The organism is Pseudomonas sp., assembly GCF_046581935.1.
Lineage (GTDB): Bacteria > Pseudomonadota > Gammaproteobacteria > Pseudomonadales > Pseudomonadaceae > Aquipseudomonas.
On record NZ_JAYGFK010000015.1, the window covers coordinates 26330 to 46099 of the forward strand.

General features: G+C 58.5%; 9 protein-coding genes and 1 pseudogene. All 10 read left to right on the plus strand.

Annotation, left to right across the window (positions count from 1 at the left end):
- The first annotated feature begins 152 nt into the window (after positions 1 to 152).
- On the plus strand, positions 153 to 4205 hold the full coding sequence (locus VCA57_RS13445; RefSeq protein WP_411185544.1) for a hypothetical protein: 4053 nt from the start codon (positions 153 to 155) through the stop codon (positions 4203 to 4205).
- Positions 4206 to 4323: 118 nt separating this feature from the next.
- Entirely contained in the window at positions 4324 to 6837 is a 2514-nt protein-coding gene (locus VCA57_RS13450) for a hypothetical protein (RefSeq protein ID WP_411185545.1), read from the plus strand.
- A gap of 64 nt (positions 6838 to 6901) precedes the next feature.
- The gene (locus VCA57_RS13455) at positions 6902 to 9445 is read left to right on the plus strand and encodes a hypothetical protein (protein ID WP_411185546.1); all 2544 of its coding nucleotides are present in this window, start codon (positions 6902 to 6904) and stop codon (positions 9443 to 9445) included.
- Between the two features lie 104 nt (positions 9446 to 9549).
- The gene (locus VCA57_RS13460) at positions 9550 to 12012 is read left to right on the plus strand and encodes a calcium-binding protein (protein ID WP_411185547.1); all 2463 of its coding nucleotides are present in this window, start codon (positions 9550 to 9552) and stop codon (positions 12010 to 12012) included.
- A gap of 1713 nt (positions 12013 to 13725) precedes the next feature.
- Positions 13726 to 14235: pseudogene (locus tag VCA57_RS13465) on the plus strand (methyl-accepting chemotaxis protein); the annotation flags it as partial.
- A 126-nt stretch (positions 14236 to 14361) separates the two neighbouring features.
- Positions 14362 to 16128, plus strand: a complete 1767-nt coding sequence (dsbD, locus tag VCA57_RS13470) for a protein-disulfide reductase DsbD (protein ID WP_411185548.1) — start codon at positions 14362 to 14364, stop codon at positions 16126 to 16128.
- A 119-nt stretch (positions 16129 to 16247) separates the two neighbouring features.
- Complete coding sequence (aroQ, locus tag VCA57_RS13475) at positions 16248 to 16697, plus strand: type II 3-dehydroquinate dehydratase (RefSeq protein WP_090240152.1); 450 nt, start codon at positions 16248 to 16250, stop codon at positions 16695 to 16697.
- Between the two features lie 22 nt (positions 16698 to 16719).
- The gene (gene accB / locus VCA57_RS13480; RefSeq protein WP_411185549.1) at positions 16720 to 17178 is read left to right on the plus strand and encodes an acetyl-CoA carboxylase biotin carboxyl carrier protein; all 459 of its coding nucleotides are present in this window, start codon (positions 16720 to 16722) and stop codon (positions 17176 to 17178) included.
- A gap of 17 nt (positions 17179 to 17195) precedes the next feature.
- Positions 17196 to 18545, plus strand: coding sequence for an acetyl-CoA carboxylase biotin carboxylase subunit (gene accC, locus VCA57_RS13485; protein ID WP_411185550.1), 1350 nt, complete (start codon positions 17196 to 17198; stop codon positions 18543 to 18545).
- 284 nt (positions 18546 to 18829) lie between these two features.
- Positions 18830 to 19708 carry a 50S ribosomal protein L11 methyltransferase gene (prmA, locus tag VCA57_RS13490; protein WP_411185551.1) on the plus strand — a complete coding sequence of 293 codons (879 nt, stop codon included), beginning with the start codon at positions 18830 to 18832 and terminating at the stop codon, positions 19706 to 19708.
- Positions 19709 to 19770 lie beyond the last annotated feature (62 nt).

Here is a 19770-nt window from a genome sequence, read left to right on the forward strand (position 1 = left end):
AATGTCCGATTGCCAGTAATTTTAGTCTCTGGTAAAAGTGTTGAGCCCGACACATACGTGTCTCGCCCCACTCTCAGAATTTTTTCGACATCATGCGCGCCTCCACAGAAGAGCCCCTGTGAGGGTCGAGCTCTACCGGCAAGGAATGAACGATGAGCATCGATATCAGTGTCGAAATCAGTGGTACCCAAGCGCTTTACTCGTTCACCCGTGACGACGATGGCAACATAGTCATCGCGGAAAAAGCTGATTCGAATAATTTCGCGATTGTTCCCGCTGATACAGAGCTTCTATTCGAAGATGGCGCCAGTGTCGTGGTCTCCGAGTACGAGTGGGAAGACGATTACGGCGACCTGCACATGGTTACTGTCTTTGAAACCTCTGCCGGTGCCAGTTTCATTACCTGGCTAGGCAGCGAGCCAGTAGAAACAAGCGGGGGAGATTTTGATGACGTATTTCAGGGCGGCGGCGGGGAAGACTACTTTGTGGGCGGTGGCGGTATAGATACTGTCGTCACGTCCGGCAATCAGGAAGACTACGAGTTCGGTACCACCCGTTTTGGCAATGCCTTGCGCATTACCGGCATTAACAGCACCGACAATCATAACGAAGGGCCTGATAACTTCGATATCATCCCTGACATTGAGAAGGTCAGATTTGCCGACGGCGAAATTACTCTGACCAATAACAGCGGAACGCAGGAAGGCGGGCATGACGTCTCCGCGCAGAATCCTGACATTGCCACGCTTAAAGACGGTACCCAGGTTTTCGTCTGGAAGGAAAACGACGGTATCCGCGTTAAGCACTACAACGGCGAGACGTTACTGTCCAACGAACTCCTGACCAATACCGACGCTGCTCAAGAGCCCGTGGTGGCCGCGCTCAATGATGGTTTTGTGATCAGTTGGTCGCAGAACTCGGCGGACGCACAACTACAGTCATCGCACTTTTTTACGCAGGTATTTGACCAAGACGCTGCCTCCATTCAGCTCAACGATACCGACACCGGCAGTGCCGACCGCTGGGATCTGTCGACCACAGCGTTATCCAATGGCGGCTACGTCATCGGCTGGACCGAAGAAGCTCAAAACGCAGATCAGCCAGACAAGGCTTACGTACAGTTCTTTGACGCCAACGGCAATAGCGTCGACCAGGCTATTGCCCTCACAACTGGAAGCTCCTCCTCTCCCAGCGTTGCAGCCCTAGATAACGGCGGCTTTGTGGCGGTATGGGAAAACGAAGATGCTAAGGGCAACGAAGAAATCTACCTGCAGCGTTTCACCGCTGCAGGCGTCAAGGACGGCAAAGCTGTTCAGGTGAACACCAGCACCACAGGCAGTCAGTTCAACCCAGAAGTGGTTACGCTGCATGACCATAGCTACGTAGTGAGTTGGACCCGTGAAGCCGGCGACAGCAATATTTTCCAGCAGCACTACAGTGAGGCTGGAACCAAGCTGGGTGGCGAAACACAGGTCAATACTACTGCCGGTATTTATGGCGAATCGTCGATCACCGCGTTGACCACTGGCGGCTACGTGGTGACCTGGGCAACTTCTGATGACGCTGATACCTATACAGGCACAGCCTTCGTGTATGCGCAGATGTTCGATAGCAGCGGCGCCAAGGTTGGCATTGAGCTGATAGTAGCCAAATCCAGCTATCAGAATCTTTATCCGCAAGTTAGCGCTACCGACGAAGGCGGCTTTACTATTCTGTGGGGTGGTCAGAATGTCGATGACGACGTGGACGGGGACATCTATTACAAAGTCTTCGATGCCAACGGCAACTTCCGCACGCTGACCGGCGATGACGGCAATAACACCATCACCTGGAGCGGCACCACGGGTGTGACTCTCGATGGTGGATTGGGTAACGACACCCTTGTTGGTGCCGATGTCACCGATCTGCTGATTGGCGGGCTCGGGGCCGACACTATGATCGGCGGCAAGGGCAACGATATTTACATTGTTGACGACGCCGCAGACCAAGTCATCGAGTTCATCAACGAAGGAACCGACACCGTCCGCTCCAGCGTCAGCTTCGCGCTTAGCGACAACGTCGAAAACCTCACCCTGACCGGCAGCGACGATATCGATGCGACCGGTAATGTGTTGACCAACGTGCTGACCGGCAACGCCGGCGACAACCGCCTCGATGGCGGTGCTGGCGCCGATACGCTGATTGGCGGCGCGGGTGATGACACCTATCTGGTCGATAACGCCAAAGACACCATCGTCGAGAATGAGGATGAAGGCACCGACCTCGTCGAGGCGTCGATTACCTGGACCCTGGGCGCCAATCTGGAATACCTGACGTTGGGCGGTACTGCCGCCATTAACGGAACCGGCAATGCGCTCGATAACGTCCTGATCGGCAACGACAATAAAAACACCCTTAACGGCGGTGAGGGTAACGACGTGCTTGACGGTCGTGCAGGTGCTGACAGCCTGATCGGCGGAAAAGGCAGCGATACATTTTTGGTCGATCTGGTGCTCAAAGGCACCGGCGCCAAGGCGGTTGTCGCGCTGGAGGACACGATTACCGAGGCTTCCAATGGCGGCGATAACGACACGCTGATGCTCCGCGGCACCTTGGCAACCGATGGCACCACCACGCTAACCTTGGGGGCCAATCTGGAAACCCTCAACGCGAGTCTCACCGGCCTTACCAAACTCAACCTCACCGGTAACGCCCAGGCCAACACCCTGATCGGTAACGACAGCGCCAACGTACTCAACGGTGGTGCTGGCGTCGACACCCTGATTGGCGGTGATGGCGACGACACCTACGTGCTGGACAGCGCAGCTGAGCTGGCGTTGGTGGAAGAAGAGGTTGGCGAAGGCACCGACACTCTGCGCATTACCTTCAAAGGTGGCGCTGGCGTTAACGCGGTGGCGGTGGACCTGAGCGCCATCAATCTCGCTAATGTCGAAAACGTCGTGATCGCTGGAGCTGGCGTGTTCAACGTAATCGGCAACGACCAGAGCAACACCCTTGATGCCGGCAAAACCGCCAGCATCCTCAGCGGCGGCCAAGGCGACGACATTTATTCGGTCGGCCATAAGGACGCTCAAGTTATTGAAGACGACGCCAACGGAACAGACTCGGTTTTCGCCTCGGTGTCCTTCACCCTGGGCGACAACATCGAGAACCTGACGCTGACGGGCAAAGCCGCACTCAACGGTACTGGCAACGCGCTCGACAACGTGATTAGGGGCAACGACGGCGCCAACATCCTCGACGGTGGTGCCGGCGCGGACGATCTGATCGGTGGCAAAGGCAACGATACCTACATCGTTGACGATATCGGTGATGTGGTTACCGAGGAGAGCAATTCAGGCACTGACACCATCAAGGCCTCCATCAGCTTCGACCTCAACGACACGCAGTTTGTGGAAAACCTCACCCTCTCCGGCTCTGGTGACCTGACGGCCACCGGTAACGCGCTCAATAACATTCTGACCGGTAACATCGGCGCTAACACGTTGGATGGCGGCGCGGGCGTCGACAAACTGCTGGGCGGTGCAGGCGATGACACCTATATCGTCGACCTGATCACCAAAGGCAGCGGCACCAAAATGACGGTCGCGCTGCAAGACACCATCACCGAGAAGAAAGGCGAAGGCGATGCCGACACACTGGTGCTGCGTGCCGATGGCGATGTCGCTAACGCCGCGAACGGTGCAACCAAGGCCACCACGCTGACCCTTGCCAACTACTTGGAGAACGTCGACGCCAGCAGCACCGGGTTTATGAAGCTCAACCTCACCGGCAACGCAGCTAACAACGTGATTACCGGCAACGACGCCGACAACGTGATCAACGGTGGCGCCGGCAACGACGTGATTGATGGCGGTGACGGCGACGATTTGATCATCGGTGGCCTGGGTGCCGATACCATGAGCGGCGGCACCGGCAGTGACATATTCAGCTTCACCTCGCTGAAGGATTTGGGCTTTGACGAGACGCAAGATGTGATCTCCGACTTCACCTCCGGTGAAGACGTCCTCAACTTCAAGGCATTTAAAGGCTGGAGCTTTGATGCCACTGCCACCGGCGCTACCGGTACCAAGCAGTTGTGGGCGGTGCTCGACGGCGACGACACCATTGTTTACGGCAACAGTGGCGGCTCAATGGATGCCGACTTCTCGATCAAACTGCTGGGCGTTACCAGCATCAGCGAGACCGACTTCACCTTCGTTTAAACCCCGCCAAGGCGCCGCCGCCAAGCAGCGCCCGCGCATCAAACAAGCCGCCCCCGTGAGCACTGTTCACGGGGGCGGCTACATGTTTTCTGGGCAGACTGAATAACAGGGATAGTTAATGGCAACGATCAAATCCAGCGACACCCGTGTGCTTGTCGATGACCTCGGCTCGCAATTCGTAGATCTGCTGCGCACTGGAACCGAAGCCGGCGAGCCGTTTCGCGTTATCAGCGACTACATCGCGCAGGGCGGTGTGGTGACCGACAAGCAAGCAAGCCAGACAATCGATTACCCCTTGGCCGACGCGCCGCATATAACGACGTACACCCTGACCGGCAGCAAGCTGCAAGACCCGGTGCTTGCCAACGGCACCAAGCTGGTCGACCAAACGTTCGAAACCGAGTCCGGCTACGACGACGACAGTGAAATGGATTACAGCTCCAGCACCCAGTACGTCGACACCTGGACTACCCAGAGCAATCCCTACGACGCGGGGCACCTGACGGTCACCGGTTACACCGCTACGGCCAAGGGCACCGCCACCTCAAGCGGCGACGTCACCACAATCAAGGCGACGACATCCGGCTCGGCAAAGTTTGTAGGCCTGGAGCAGTACGTGGCCAATGGCGACGGTGATCTGCTGTTGCAGACCACCACCATCAACTCGGCGGCCCTGACCGCAAACAGCACGCAGAGCGGCACCTCCTGGGGCACCAAGTTCACTGGCAGCCTGGTGGACACGGTCTCGCTGCTGAGCAAAACCGGCCTGACCTTTGACGCGGTAGCCGGAACGCTCACCGGCGTGCTGGACAGCCTGACGTACAACTTTGGGTACTCGTTGAAAGGCGGCGGCTACTCCGAAACGTACGCAGACAATTACAGCGCCACCACCTTCACCCAAGCCATGCTGCAAGCCCTGGCCGATGCCGTGAGCAATGAAAGCTACGCCTTGCATAAGGCCGCCCTGCTAGGCGGTGACGACACCATCACTGGCAACAGCAAAGAGGGCAACTACCTCGAAGGCGGCCTGGGCAACGACCGCATTTCCGGTAATGCTGGTGCCGATACGCTGTACGGCGACGAAGGCAACGACCTGTTGTTTGGCCTGGCGGGCGACGACACCCTCTATGGCGGCAACGGCAACGACGTGCTCGACGGCGGCACCGGCATTGACTACATGATCGGCGGTGCCGGCGACGACACCTATATCCTCGACCGCGACCTTGAGCTTGGCCGTATCAACACGTACATGGCCCAATCCTTCGATGACGATGGTATCGACACCCTGCGTATCACATACAAAGGGGCCACTATGGCTAGCCCTTCACTGATCAACATGACCACCAATCTGTCCCAGGTGGAGAACCTGCAGATAACCGGCACCGGCATATTCAGCGTGCTAGGCAATAACCTGAACAACGTGCTCGACGCTGGCAAAACTGCGAGCACCCTGAGCGGTGGCCTGGGTGATGACACCTATGTGGTGGCGGTAAAAGGCACGACAGTCTTCGAGTACGCCGCCAGCGGTATAGACACCGTCTTGTCCTCGATCACCTACGCCCTAGGCACCAACCTCGAAAACCTAACCCTCACTGGCAAAGCCACACTTAACGGCACCGGCAATGAACTGGCCAATGGGCTGATCGGCAACGACGGCGCCAACATTCTTGACGGCGGTGCCGGTGCGGACAGCATGGCCGGTGGCAAGGGCAATGACACCTATATCGTCGATGACCTCGATGAGCGGGTGATCGAAGCACTCAATGAAGGCATTGATACGGTCAAGTCGTCGGTGTCGTTCACCCTCGGCGCCAACCTCGAAAACCTCACGCTTACCGGATCTGCACAAGACAACTTGAGCGGCACCGGCAATGCGCTGAAAAACACCATCACCGGTGATGCCGGTGCCAACCACCTGGATGGCGCCGGTGATGTCGACAAGTTGATTGGCGGCAAAGGCAGCGACACCTATACGGTCGACCTGATTGCCAAGGGCGTTGGCAGAAACGCAACGGTCGCGCTGGAAGACAGCATCAGCGAGAAGAAAGGCGATGGCGAGGACACCCTGATTCTGCGCATCGGCCAAGAGACGCAAGTCAAACTGGCCGAGGCCAGCAAGCTGACCACCCTGATGCTGGCCAACTACCTGGAAAACCTCGACGCCGGCAACACCGGCACGTTGAAGCTCAACCTGACCGGCAATGCGGCCAACAACATCATCACTGGCAACGACGGCGGCAACGTACTCAATGGCGGCGCCGGTAACGACCTGGTGATTGGCGGCAGTGGCGATGACCTGATCATCGGTGGCCTGGGTATCGACACGCTTATCGGCGGTGCTGGCGCTGACACCTTCAGCTTCACTTCGCTCAAAGACTTAGGCCTGAACGCCACGCAAGACATCATCCAGGACTTCACCAGCGGCGAAGACCTGCTCAGCTTCAAGGGTTTCAAAGGCTGGACGCTCAATGCGTCGGCGACAGAGGCCACCGGCGCTAAACAGATGTGGGCGGTCTTCGATGGCAACGACACCACTGTTTACGGCAACAACGGCGGTAGCCTTGTTGCGGACTTCTCCATCAAGTTGGTGGGCGTAACCGCGCTGGCAGAATCAGACGTTTTGTTCGCTTAAACCAAAGCTCCCCAGCACTTCACAATTCACTTAAACCTAACTGCTGTAGAGCAGGGACTGAACAATGGCCACGATTAAAACCACCGACAGCAGAACCGTCGTTGACAGCCTCGGCTTGCAGCTAATCAACGTGCTGAAATTCGGCACTTCTATCGGCAGCACGCTCAGTAATATCAGCAGTGATCTAGCCACTGGCGGCGCTGTGCCTACCCAAGACCAAACGGTTAAGTACGCGCTCACCGACACTAAAATGACCGAAACCATTAACGAACAGTCGGACAGTTTTACCTCGTCGGCAACCTACACGCTCACGGGCAGTAATCTCAAAAGCCAGGCGACGGCTCAGGCCTCCAAGTTGGGGGTGACTGGCACGGTCGAATATGATTTTTCGAACAATGGTTTTACCTCGATCCTTACGTTTAAATCGACCGGATCCGTGGCACTGACAGGCAACCCGCACAACACCGACGACGTGACGGTCACGCAAGCGGCTTACACCACTCAACAAATTTCAGATTACGGTGACCAGGGGAAAAGCAATCAAACGAACACTGTGTCGTTTCGCGGCGAGGAACAGTACGGAGTTGATGGCGACGGCAACACTATGCAGCAAAGCATACTTATCAAAAATTTCACCAACGCATCCAAGCTCAGCTCCAACAGCTCAATTATTACCAGTAACGCCCAGGAAAACATTGCGTTCAGCAGCACCAGTGGCTTGAGTTACAACAACAGCACCGGTTCGATTTCCGGTGCATTGGACAAACTGACCTATACGGCCAAGACGACGAGCTCCAACGAGTTCGTTACCCCGCAGGCTAATAGCAGCTACACCAGTGGGGCGTTCACCTCCAACATGCTGGATGCCTTGGCTGAGGCCGCCTTTGCAGGCGGCGATTTCGCCAACAGTTTCGCTGCTCGCAAAGCGGCAATTTTTGGCGGCGACGACACTATTACCGGTGATGCGAAAAAGGCTAACTACATCGAAGCAGGTGTCGGCAACGACAGCGTTACCGGTGGGGCTGCGGCCGACACGCTTTACGGCGACGAAGGCAACGACAAGTTGTTCGGTTTGGGTGGCAATGACGTACTGTTTGGCGGAGACGGCGACGACGTGCTCGATGGCGGTGCCGGTGTCGATGTAATGGTGGGCGGCAACGGCAACGACACCTATATCCTCGACAACGAGCTGGATCTGGACCGGGTCAACTTCGACGGCCTAATGGGGTACACAGACGACGGTATAGACACCCTGCGTATCAGCTACAACGGCGGTTCTGTGGCCGCTCCGTCTATGATCAATATGTTCCTCAATAGCGAAGTCGAGAACGTGACCATCGCCAGTATGGGTGTGTTCAGCGTGATCGGTAATGACTCCGACAACGTGCTCGATGCAGGCAAAACCGCTAGCACGTTGAGCGGGTATGCGGGCGACGACACTTACTACGTCCGCGTGAAGGGCGTCACTGTGATCGAGGACGACGCCAATGGCGCCGACGGTAATGACACGGTTATTTCCGCGCTCACCTACGCCCTGGGAGACAATCTCGAAAACCTGACGCTCACCGGCAAGGCCGCGCGCAACGGCACCGGCAACGAGCTGGATAACACCCTGATCGGCAACGATGGCGCCAATATTCTCGACGGCGGCAGTGGTGCTGATAGCCTGGCGGGGGGCAATGGCAACGACACCTATATCGTCGATAACACCGGCGATATAGTGACCGAAGCGCTCAATGCTGGCACCGATACTGTCAGGTCCTCGGTGTCGTATACCCTCGGCGCTAACCTGGAAAACCTGACGCTGTTCGGCTCTACGCCAGCCGGCATCTGGGGTACCGGCAACGAGCTGAAAAATATCATCACCGGCAATGCCGGCAATAACCTGCTCGACGGTGCTGGTGGTGTCGACAAGCTGGCCGGTGGCGATGGCCAGGACACGTATATCGTTGACTTGATCGCCAAAGGCGTGGGTGCCAAGGCTACCGCCGCGCTAGAAGATACAGTGATCGAGAACAAAGGCGAAGGCGACAGCGACACGCTGTATTTACGCGTTAGCCAGGACACGCAAAACAAGCTCGCGACCGCAAGCAAAGCCACCATGCTGACCTTGGGGGCCAACATCGAAGACCTGGATGCCAGCGATACGGGCAGTGTGAAGCTTAATCTGACCGGTAACACCGCCAACAACTCCCTGATCGGCAACGATACTGACAACGTGCTCAATGGCGGCGCGGGCAATGACTTGCTCTATGGCGGCGACGGCGATGACCTCATCATTGGAGGGCTTGGCACTGACATCCTCAATGGAGGCAACGGCAACGACACCTTCAGCTTCACCTCGCTCAAAGACCTAGGCTTGGATGCCACACAAGACGTCATCCAAGACTTTACCAGCGGAGAGGACGTGATCAGCCTCAAGGGTTTCAAAGGCTGGACGTTCGATACGTCAGCGACCGCAGCTGCGGGCACCAAACAGCTGTGGGCAGTTGCCGATGGCGGCGACATGATTGTTTACGGCAACAGCGGCGGCACGCTTGATGCGGACTTCTCCATCAAACTAGTGGGAGTGACAGTGTTGGCGTCCGCCGACGTCGTCTTTGCCTGATCTGAGTTACCCCACTCCACTGCTGAACCAGCGGCAAGACACTGAGCCGAGCCGCTGTACTTAGGTTCACCTCTCAAGTCAGCGCACCATTGCAGGGATAGAAAATGGCCACGATTAAATCCAGCAACACCACCACACTTGTTGATGGTCTCGCCATGCAAATCATGCAATTGCTCGGTTCCGGCAGCAATGTTATCGAAGCGGCCGAGGTGGTTAGGTATGGCTTGAGCGCTGGCAATGTCGAGCCGACCCCGCCCGAGGTGACCGACACCCGTGCCGTAATAACCTTTGCCAGTTCTGGCGGTAGCAATGTGCGGTCAGCTACCTACACGCTTAAGGGGACCGATCTTGCAGACAATGTTCAGGCGCACGCCACCCAGTTGACGCTGACGGGGTCAGAGACTGAGAAATCGCACCAGAATGGTCTGGACCGCACTGACACCTCAAAAAACACGGGTACGCTGACGATCTCGGGCAATCCTTACACGCTCGACACGCTGGATATCAGCAAGATTTCCATTAGCGAACAGCTGACTAGCGTGTACACAGCGGTGGGGGTTTCGGTGAAAGTCGTCACTAAAACGACCCGGTCCTTTACTGGTCTGGAGCACTATGAGGCAGCGGTGGATGGTGACCCCGAGCTGCATACCACCACAATCAAGGGCTACAGCTCGGTGGTCAAGGGCACAACCAGCGGCACCCTCAATGGCTCGTACACCGGCAACTCCGACGACAGCCTGGTACTCTCCAGCAAAAATGGCTTGAGCTACAACATCATGACGGGGGGCCTGTCCGGCGCATTGGACAAGCTCACCTACGTGGCCTTCAAGTACGAAGCCAACCAAGGCCAAAGCGCCACATCCGAACAGCGCTATACCGCCGGCGCCTTCACCCAGGCCATGCTCGATGATTTGGCCGTTGCCGTATTCAACGGTGACAGCGTAGCTGCCGGGGCCGCCATTCTAGGTGGCGACGACATAATTACCGGCGTAAGCAAAAACGCCAACACCCTGGCCGGTGGTCGCGGTAATGACACCATCACCGGCAACGCGGGGGCGGATACGCTGTCCGGTGACGAGGGCGACGACAAGCTGTTCGGCCTGGCGGGCAACGACACGCTGTACGGCGGCGATGGTAATGACGTGCTCGACGGCGGCGCGGGCGTCGACGCCCTGTTCGGTGGCGCGGGCGATGACACCTATGTCCTCGACAACACAGCTGAGCTGGCCCAGGTCAACGCCTCTGGCGGCTTCGAGGACGCCGGCAATGACACCCTGCGCATCACCTACAAGGGGGGCTCTGCAACCACGCCGGTGCTCATCGATATGACCGCCAACATCAACCTCGCCAATGTCGAGAACGTGCTGATCACCGGCACTGGCATCTTCAACGTGATCGGCAACGCCCAGGCCAACGTCTTCGACCCAGGCAAAACCGCCAGCACCCTGAGTGGCGGTGCGGGCGATGACACCTATTACGTGGCAGTGAAAGGCACCACGCTTATCGAAAACACCGCCAGCGGCAACGACACGGTTATTTCGTCGCTCAGCTACGTGCTCGGTGCCAACCTCGAGAACCTCACCCTGATCGGTAAAGCCACACTTAACGGCACCGGCAATGAACTGGCCAATGAGCTGATCGGCAATGACGGCGCCAACAATATTGACGGCGGTGCCGGTGCGGACAGCATGGCCGGTGGCAAGGGCAATGACATTTATATCGTCGATGACCTGGGTGACGTGGTCACTGAAGCGCTCAACGCCGGCACCGATACGGTCAAGTCGTCGGTGTCGTTCACCCTAGGCGAGAACCTGGAAAATCTGACCCTCGCCGGCCTTGCGCAAGACAACCTCAGCGGTACCGGTAACATACTCAAAAACACCCTGACCGGCGACGCGGGCAACAACACTCTCGATGGCGGCGCAGGGCTTGACAAGCTGATCGGTGGTCTAGGTAACGACACTTACGTCGGCGACCTTATCGCCAAAGGCACTGGCGCCAAGGCCACCGCTGCTCTTGAAGACAGCATTACCGAGAAGAAGAACGAGGGCAGCGATACGCTAATGCTACGCGCCAGCAACGAAGTTCAGGACAAGCTGGCTGATGCCAGCAAAGCCACCACCTTTACCCTCGCTGCCACCCTGGAAAACCTAGATGCCAGCGACACAGGCGCCCTATGGCTCAACCTCACCGGCAATGCCTCGGATAACATCATCATCGGCAACAATGGCGACAACATCATCATCGGCGGCGCAGGTGCCGACACCATGACCGGTGGCGGCGGTAACGATATCTTCCGCTTCACGTCACTGAAGGACTTGGGTCTCGACGAAAGACAGGATGTCATCACCGACTTCACCAACGGCGACGTACTCGACTTCAAAGCCCTAAAAGGCTGGAGCCTGGTCGCTGAAGCGGATGTCAGTGCCCGCAAGCAACTCTGGACCGTGCAGGACGGCGATGATCTGATTCTATACGGCAACAGCGCGGGCAGCATTGATGCTGACTTCACCATCAAGCTGATCGGGGTGAGCGAGCTGAATACGAGCGACGTCCTGCTCTCGTAACGCTTGCCTAGCCCCGTAACCCAAACAAGCTAATCAACTCACTAAAGCAGACCGCACATTGTGCTTGCTCAAACTCAAGGCGCTTGATAAAGAGTGGCACTCCCACAGCTCTCAACGTGGGAAATTAGGGGCGATTCACAGTACCGCCTCCCATGACCGTCACACTACGGTCATGAAAAAGCCATAAATTCTAGTGCTCAGCGGCCGCACTGACGTATGCGTCGGCGGCCCGTACCGTTCCGCTTTCGGTCGAGCCCTATGCGCCTGAAGTCCTTCACTAATCTCAATACTCTGCTGCTGGTTAGCGCCTGCGTGGCCCTGGCCGCTACGCTCTGGTGGTCACAGCGCGCCCTTGAGCGCCCTTATTTACTGATGGAGCGCTACCTGAGCCTGTCGCAGCAGTTTCAAGGGGATGTGGCGCGCAATATCAACGCCTATCTGGAGAGCGGTGACGCAGTGCGCCACAGCGCCGCACTGCAGTCACTGGACACGCTAGAACAATCCAGCGCCGAGCTGCCCACGCAATTGTCGGATAACCTGCGCAGCCGCCTGGCTGAATTGAAGACCTTCAGCACCCGCGAACTGCTGGCTGCCGGCAAGCTCTCCGGCGACCCGCAAGGCTTGCTGCTGCAGGCTGAGCGCGAAATGGACGCGACACTGGGGCAACTAGCTGAATACACACAAAGCGCGCAGACCGACGCCGCGGCCAGTTATTCCGCACCACTGCTCGACGCCGCTCGCCACCTCACCCGCCTCGCCCATGCGCGCGACAAACTGGTGCGTAGCGGCCGCAGCGAACTGGTCAGCGAAGTCGAACGCGAGCTAAGCGCTTTAGACAAGCAAGCGCTGCGGCTCAATGACCTACCCTTACTCGGCGTTGCAGAAAATAACGATTCAGCTAGCAATAGCTTTGCCAGCTTAATGGGGCTGGATGCCAGCACAGACAGCAGCACGACCGAAGACCGCGGCATCGCCCTCAAACGCGACCTGAGCAACCTGATCAAGCGCTACCCAAGCGAACTGCAACGCACGCGCGAGCTGATCGAGCAGCGTAGCGTTCTTGCCAACAGCACTCACCAGCAAATTGACCAGGTGCAACAAGCCCTCGCCGCACTGGAACCCCAGGTACGCGCCGAGCACGGCCGCATCCAAGGCGAAGTGCAACTGACTCAGGGCTTAATGATCGGCGTGATCCTACTGATAGCCCTGATCATTGATACCATTCAGCGCCGCCTGACCCGCGTACTCAATCACCTGGCCCCAGCGCTTTCGACCTGGGCCAGAGGGGATTTTTCTGGCGATATCAAACTCGACTCGCGCACCCGCGAGTTGCGCGATATCGAAGAATCGTTAAATCGCTTGCGCAGCTATTTGGTCGACCTAGTTGGCACTATCCGCCAGCATGCCGAGCAGGTAGTCGGCTCAAGCCGCGCCCTCGCCAACCTCAGCGGCGGGCTGCATGATGGCGCTGAGCGTCAGGCCGGCGACACGGCACAGATTCGTGATGCACTGGGTGAGTTGCAAGCCACTATTCAGCAAGTGGCTGGCGACGCCAGCCAGGCCGCCGATGCCAGCCGAGACGGCAACCGCGCATTAGAGCAAGGTCAGCAGGTGATCGGCCAGAGCCTCAGCGGTCTGCATGCGTTGGTTGATGAAGTACAGGGCAACGCCCAGGCCATCGAGCGCCTAGCCGAGGAAACCGCCACCATCGGCAATGTACTGACGGTCATCCGTAGCATCGCCGAACAGACCAATTTGCTGGCCCTGAATGCCGCCATCGAAGCTGCACGCGCCGGCGAATTGGGCCGCGGCTTCGCCGTGGTGGCTGACGAAGTGCGCTCACTGTCGCAACGCACCAGCGGCGCGACGGCGCAGATTCAGGAGCTGATCGGTCGCTTGCAGCAGGCGGCACTGCAGTCAGTAAACGCCATGCGCAGCCAGGTCGAACACGCCGAAGCGACCGCCAGCCAAGCCGAAGCAGCCGATGGCGCACTGGATGAAATCGTCACGGCAATCCGCACCATTGCCAACGTGGCCGAGCGCATCGCCGCTGCCACCGCCCAGCAGAACGACGCAGTCAGCGAAATTCGCGGGCACAGCGAGCGCATCCATAGCCTCGGCGCAGACAACTTGTTGCGCATCGGCGAAGGCCGTCAGCAAGGCGAAAACCTACTGCACCTTGGCGGCCAGCTCCATACGGCGGTGCAGGCATTCAAGGTTTGACGGCGGTTAGCGCGGCAATCTGTCGCGCACCATTGAGCAGACTGACAAGACCGCTTACAGCCCGACCCATGCCCTGAACCTTGCGCCTCCGTTATGATGCGGCGATTCCTGTGACACGAGCCTGCCATGTACCGTTTACTCAGCCTGCTTCTGCTTCTGGTCGTGCTGCCTGCCAGCGCTGGTCTATTCGACAAGCCGCCCGTTCCCGCGCAACTGGGTGCACCACTAAATAACAGCGCCGACTTCTTGCCCGTGCGTGAAGCGTTCAAGCTGAGCCTGATCAGCAGCTCCAGCGAATCGGTAAAGCTGCGTTTTGTCGCTGCCGAAGGTTATTACCTGTATCGCCACCGCTTCAGTTTCAACAGCGAGGACACCAGCGTTCGCCTGAGCCCGGCCATTCTGCCGGCCGGCAAGGCCAAGCATGATGAGTACTTCGGTGATGTAGAGGTGTACCACGAGGTTTTGGATGTCGAGGTGCCGGTCGACAACCCAGAAAACCGCCCCTTCGACCTCAGCGTCGGCTACCAGGGCTGTGCCGACAAAGGTTTGTGCTACCCACCAGAAACCGAAGTCCTGAAGATTGGCGGCGGAGCCAACTCAGATACACCCCCCAATACCCCGGTCGCCTGGCACTGGACCGATCTGGCGCTATTTTTCCTCGGCGGCCTGGCGCTGACCTTTACCCCCTGCGTACTGCCGATGCTGCCGATTCTCACCGGCGTGGTGCTGCGCGGCCAGCCGGGCGGCATGCGTAGCCTGGCACTGTCGCTGGCTTACGTACTGCCGATGGCGCTGAGTTTCGCCATCCTCGGCGCGCTAATGGGACTGTTCGGCGCGGAACTCAATCTGCAGGCACGCCTGCAATCACCCTGGGTTCTGGTGCCGTTCGCGATTTTCTTTGCCCTGTTCGGCGCCGCCAGCCTGGGCTTCCTTGAGTTGCGCCTACCGGCTGCGCTCGACGGCCCGCTGCAACGCCTGAGCCAGCGCCTAAAAGGCGGCACACTACTCAGCGCGGCAGCTCTCGGCGTGCTCTCCAGCGTACTGGTTTCACCTTGCGTCTCAGCGCCACTGGCCGGCGCATTGCTGTATATCAGCGCCAGCGGTGATGCCTTAGGCGGCGGGCTCAAGTTGCTCGCCCTGGGCCTGGGCATGGGAGCGCCGCTGGTGCTGTTCGCCGTCGGCGGGGGCGCCTTGCTACCGAAATCAGGCCCTTGGATGCTCACGGTGCGCAACCTGTTCGGCGCACTGCTGCTGGCCGTGGCTATCTGGCTGCTGGAGCGCGTTGTACCCGGCCCAGTCAGCCTGGCACTGTGGGGCATGCTGGCGGCTGGCGTAGCACTTTGGCTTGGCGTGCTGGAGTTAACCCCGAAAACCCACCACCAGAAACTCGCGCAACTACTCGGCCTGCCGCTGCTGGTCTATGCCTTAGTGGCCTGGGTCGGCGCACTACAGGGCCAGGATGACCCGCTACGGCCACTCGGTCGCCTAGCCAGCAGCGCCGAGGCAACGCAGCAGGTGCAATCCGGACAGTGGCAAACCATCACCGCCCCCGCTGAACTAGATGCGGCGCTGCTCGCCGCACAGAGCAACGGTAAACCACTGCTGCTCGACTGGTACGCCGACTGGTGCATCAGTTGCAAAGTGATCGAACGTGAAGTGCTTCACGCCCCCGAAATCGCTCGCCAATTAACTGATTACCAATTGATACGCTTCGACATCACCGCAAGTAACCCTGCGCAACGCGCCCTGCTTGACCGCTATCAGCTATTCGGCCCGCCGGCGATCCTGCTGTTCAATGGCAAAGGCGAGGAATGGCACGATCTGCGCGTCATAGGCGAAGTGGATGCCGCAACCTTCGCCGCTCGCCTGAGCACGGCGCGCGAACGTTTCTAGGCAAACCAGTCATATATTTAGCGCAATCTGCAGCAATCGTGCTGACTATTGCCGAGAACTAGACAGGCATGCAGTGTCGCGGCATAGTCCTGCGCAGTAGAAATTAAGGATCAAGGATCATGGCAACCTTATTGGTACTGCACGGCCCCAACCTCAACCTGCTTGGCACCCGCGAGCCAGGCGTTTACGGTGCCGTGACTCTGGAGCAGATCAACCTCGACCTGGAGCGCCGCGCACGCGAGGCAGGTCACCATCTGCTATACCTGCAAAGCAATGCCGAATACGAGCTAATCGAGCGTATTCATGCCGCACAGGGCGAAGGTGTCGACTTTATCCTGATAAATCCTGCAGCTTTTACGCACACCAGTGTCGCATTACGTGACGCATTGCTGGCAGTGAGCATCCCATTCATCGAAGTGCATTTGTCCAACGTGCACAAACGCGAAGCTTTCCGCCATCACTCCTACTTTTCAGATGTTGCGGTGGGAGTGATCTGCGGCCTTGGCGCCAGCGGTTACCGGCTGGCCCTGGAGGCTGCACTTGAACAACTTGAACTTAAGCGCCCCTGACCTCACCGGGAGTTGAACCACTATGGATATTCGTAAAGTCAAAAAACTGATCGAGCTGCTGGAAGAATCCGGCATCGACGAACTGGAAATTCGCGAAGGCGAAGAGTCAGTACGCATCAGTCGCCACAGCAAACAACCGGCATTTATGCAACAGCCGATGTATGCACCAGCACCTGCACCAGCCGCCGCACCAGTTGCTGCCCCAGTTGCTGCCGAAGCTGCAGCACCTGCGGCAGCCAAGCTGAACGGCACCGTGGTGCGCTCACCAATGGTTGGCACCTTCTACCGTGCCTCCGGCCCAACTTCGGCCAACTTCGTTGAAGTGGGTTCGAGCGTGAAGAAAGGCGATATCCTCTGCATCGTTGAAGCGATGAAGATGATGAACCACATCGAGGCTGAAACTAGCGGCGTGATCGAATCCATCCTGGGCGAAAACGGCCAGCCGGTGGAATACGACCAACCCCTGTTCACCATCGTTTGATCCACGGAGAGCCAGCGATGTTGGAAAAAGTTCTGATCGCCAACCGCGGCGAGATCGCCCTGCGCGTCTTGCGCGCCTGTAAAGAGCTGGGCATCAAAACTGTCGCGGTGCACTCCACCGCCGACCGTGAGCTGATGCACTTAGGCCTGGCCGACGAGTCGGTGTGTATCGGTCCGGCCTCTGGCGCGCTGTCCTATTTGCAGATCCCGGCAATTATTGCTGCTGCCGAAGTCACCGGCGCTACGGCAATTCACCCCGGCTACGGCTTCCTCGCGGAAAACGCCGACTTCGCCGAACAAGTGGAAAACTCCGGTTTCGCCTTTATCGGCCCGAAAGCCGAGACTATTCGCCTGATGGGCGACAAAGTTTCGGCCAAAGACGCCATGAAGCGCGCCGGCGTACCGGTAGTACCTGGCTCTGACGGCCCGCTGCCGGAAGACGAGGAAACCGCCCTGGCGATTGCTCGTGAAGTCGGTTACCCGGTGATCATCAAAGCCGCTGGCGGCGGCGGTGGTCGCGGCATGCGCGTGGTTTACAAAGAGGAAGACCTGATCAAGTCGGCCAAACTGACTCGCAGCGAAGCAGGCTCGGTCTTCGGCAACCCGATGGTCTACCTGGAGAAATTCCTCGGCAATCCACGTCACGTGGAAGTCCAGGTTCTCTCCGACGGCCAGGGCCACGCCATTCACCTGGGTGACCGCGACTGCTCGCTGCAGCGCCGCCACCAGAAGGTATTGGAAGAAGCCCCGGCACCGTTCATCAATGAGCAGTCACGCGCCGAAGTACTCAAGCGTTGCGTCGATGCCTGCATCGAGATCGGCTACCGCGGTGCTGGCACCTTCGAGTTCCTTTATGAAGATGGCAACTTCTACTTCATCGAGATGAACACCCGCGTGCAGGTTGAGCACCCGGTTTCGGAGATGGTCACCGGCATCGATATCGTCAAGGAGATGCTCAGCATCGCCGCTGGCAACAAGCTGTCGTTTACCCAGGATGACGTCGTGATTCGCGGCCACTCGCTCGAGTGCCGGATCAACGCCGAAGACCCGGATAACTTCATGCCCTGCCCTGGCAAGGTTAAGCACTTCCATGCTCCGGGCGGCAACGGCGTGCGGGTGGATTCACACCTGTACAGCGGCTACACCGTACCGCCGCACTACGATTCGCTGATCGGCAAGATCATCACCTACGGCGCCACCCGCGACGAAGCCATGGCACGCATGCGCAATGCGCTGGACGAAATCGTCGTCGACGGCATCAAGACCAACGTGCCCTTGCACCGCGACTTGGTCCGTGACAAAGGTTTCTGCAAAGGCGGCGTCAATATCCACTACCTAGAGAAAAAACTAGGCATGGATAAGCACTAAGCCAAATAGCGTTGCCAGAACCTTTTTAGGATCTCGCGAGCTAGTGCCATGCAAGGCAAAAACAGGCGAGGAAGCGGAGTTTACTGGTGTAAATGAGCATTCCGAGCCTGTTTTTAACGCAGCAGGGCCAACGCGCAGCAGATCGTAAATAGGTTCTCAAACAAGGGCTGCCACAGGGCAGCCCTTGTTGTTTCCGCCCTGCCGACTGTGGCAGGCAACCCCAGGCTTCAAGTAAGCTGCGCGCCAATTTGCGCCATCACGCCACAACGCACACGAGGTTTCCCATGCCCTGGTTACAAGTCCGTCTCGCCATTACCCCGGATCAGGCGGAAACCTACGAAGATGCGCTACTGGAAGTCGGCGCCGTATCGGTGACCTTTATGGACGCCGAAGACCAACCCATTTTCGAGCCAGACCTGGGCACCACGCCGCTGTGGTCGCACACACACCTGCTCGCCCTGTTTGAAGCCGATACCGATGCTGATGCGGTATTCGCCCACTTGCAGCTGCTGACCGGCGCTGACCTACCGGAACACCATGCCGAAGTCATTGCCGATCAGGATTGGGAGCGCAGCTGGATGGACGGCTTTGAGCCGATGCGCTTCGGCCAGCGCCTGTGGATCGTACCGAGCTGGCACGCCGCGCCAGAACCTGATGCCGTCAATCTGCTGCTTGATCCGGGCCTGGCCTTCGGCACCGGCACTCACCCGACCACTGCGCTGTGCCTGGAATGGCTGGATGGCCAGAACCTACAGGGCTGCAGCGTAATCGACTTTGGTTGTGGCTCGGGCATTCTGGCGATTGCCGCCCTGTTACTCGGCGCGCCCCAAGCGGTCGGCACCGATATAGACATCCAAGCTATCGAGGCCTCACGCGACAACGCCGGACGCAACGGTATCGACCCGGCACGCTTCCCGCTCTACCTGCCTGAGGACATGCCTCAGCAGCAGGCCGACGTGGTAGTCGCCAACATCCTCGCCGGCCCACTGGTCGCACTGGCAGCGCAGATCACCAGCCTGACCAAGCCTGGCGGCCGCCTGGCGTTATCGGGGATTCTCGCCGAACAGGCCGAAGAAGTGCGTGCGGCTTACGCCGACGCCTTTAACCTTGACCCCACTGCCGACAAAGACGGCTGGGTGCGCATCAGCGGTGTACGCCGCTAACCGCGCCATTACGCACAGCTGCTGCATTGCCGAGCACTTGCGTTAGACTAGCCGCCTTGTTT

Bases quoted from the DNA above. Each gene is read 5' to 3' on its own strand.
- VCA57_RS13445 (WP_411185544.1), top strand. From the start codon at position 153: ATGAGCATCGATATCAGTGTCGAAATCAGTGGTACCCAAGCGCTTTAC.
- VCA57_RS13450 (WP_411185545.1), top strand. From the start codon at position 4,324: ATGGCAACGATCAAATCCAGCGACACCCGTGTGCTTGTCGATGACCTC.
- VCA57_RS13455 (WP_411185546.1), top strand. From the start codon at position 6,902: ATGGCCACGATTAAAACCACCGACAGCAGAACCGTCGTTGACAGCCTC.
- VCA57_RS13460 (WP_411185547.1), top strand. From the start codon at position 9,550: ATGGCCACGATTAAATCCAGCAACACCACCACACTTGTTGATGGTCTC.
- dsbD (WP_411185548.1), top strand. From the start codon at position 14,362: ATGTACCGTTTACTCAGCCTGCTTCTGCTTCTGGTCGTGCTGCCTGCC.
- aroQ (WP_090240152.1), top strand. From the start codon at position 16,248: ATGGCAACCTTATTGGTACTGCACGGCCCCAACCTCAACCTGCTTGGC.
- accB (WP_411185549.1), top strand. From the start codon at position 16,720: ATGGATATTCGTAAAGTCAAAAAACTGATCGAGCTGCTGGAAGAATCC.
- accC (WP_411185550.1), top strand. From the start codon at position 17,196: ATGTTGGAAAAAGTTCTGATCGCCAACCGCGGCGAGATCGCCCTGCGC.
- prmA (WP_411185551.1), top strand. From the start codon at position 18,830: ATGCCCTGGTTACAAGTCCGTCTCGCCATTACCCCGGATCAGGCGGAA.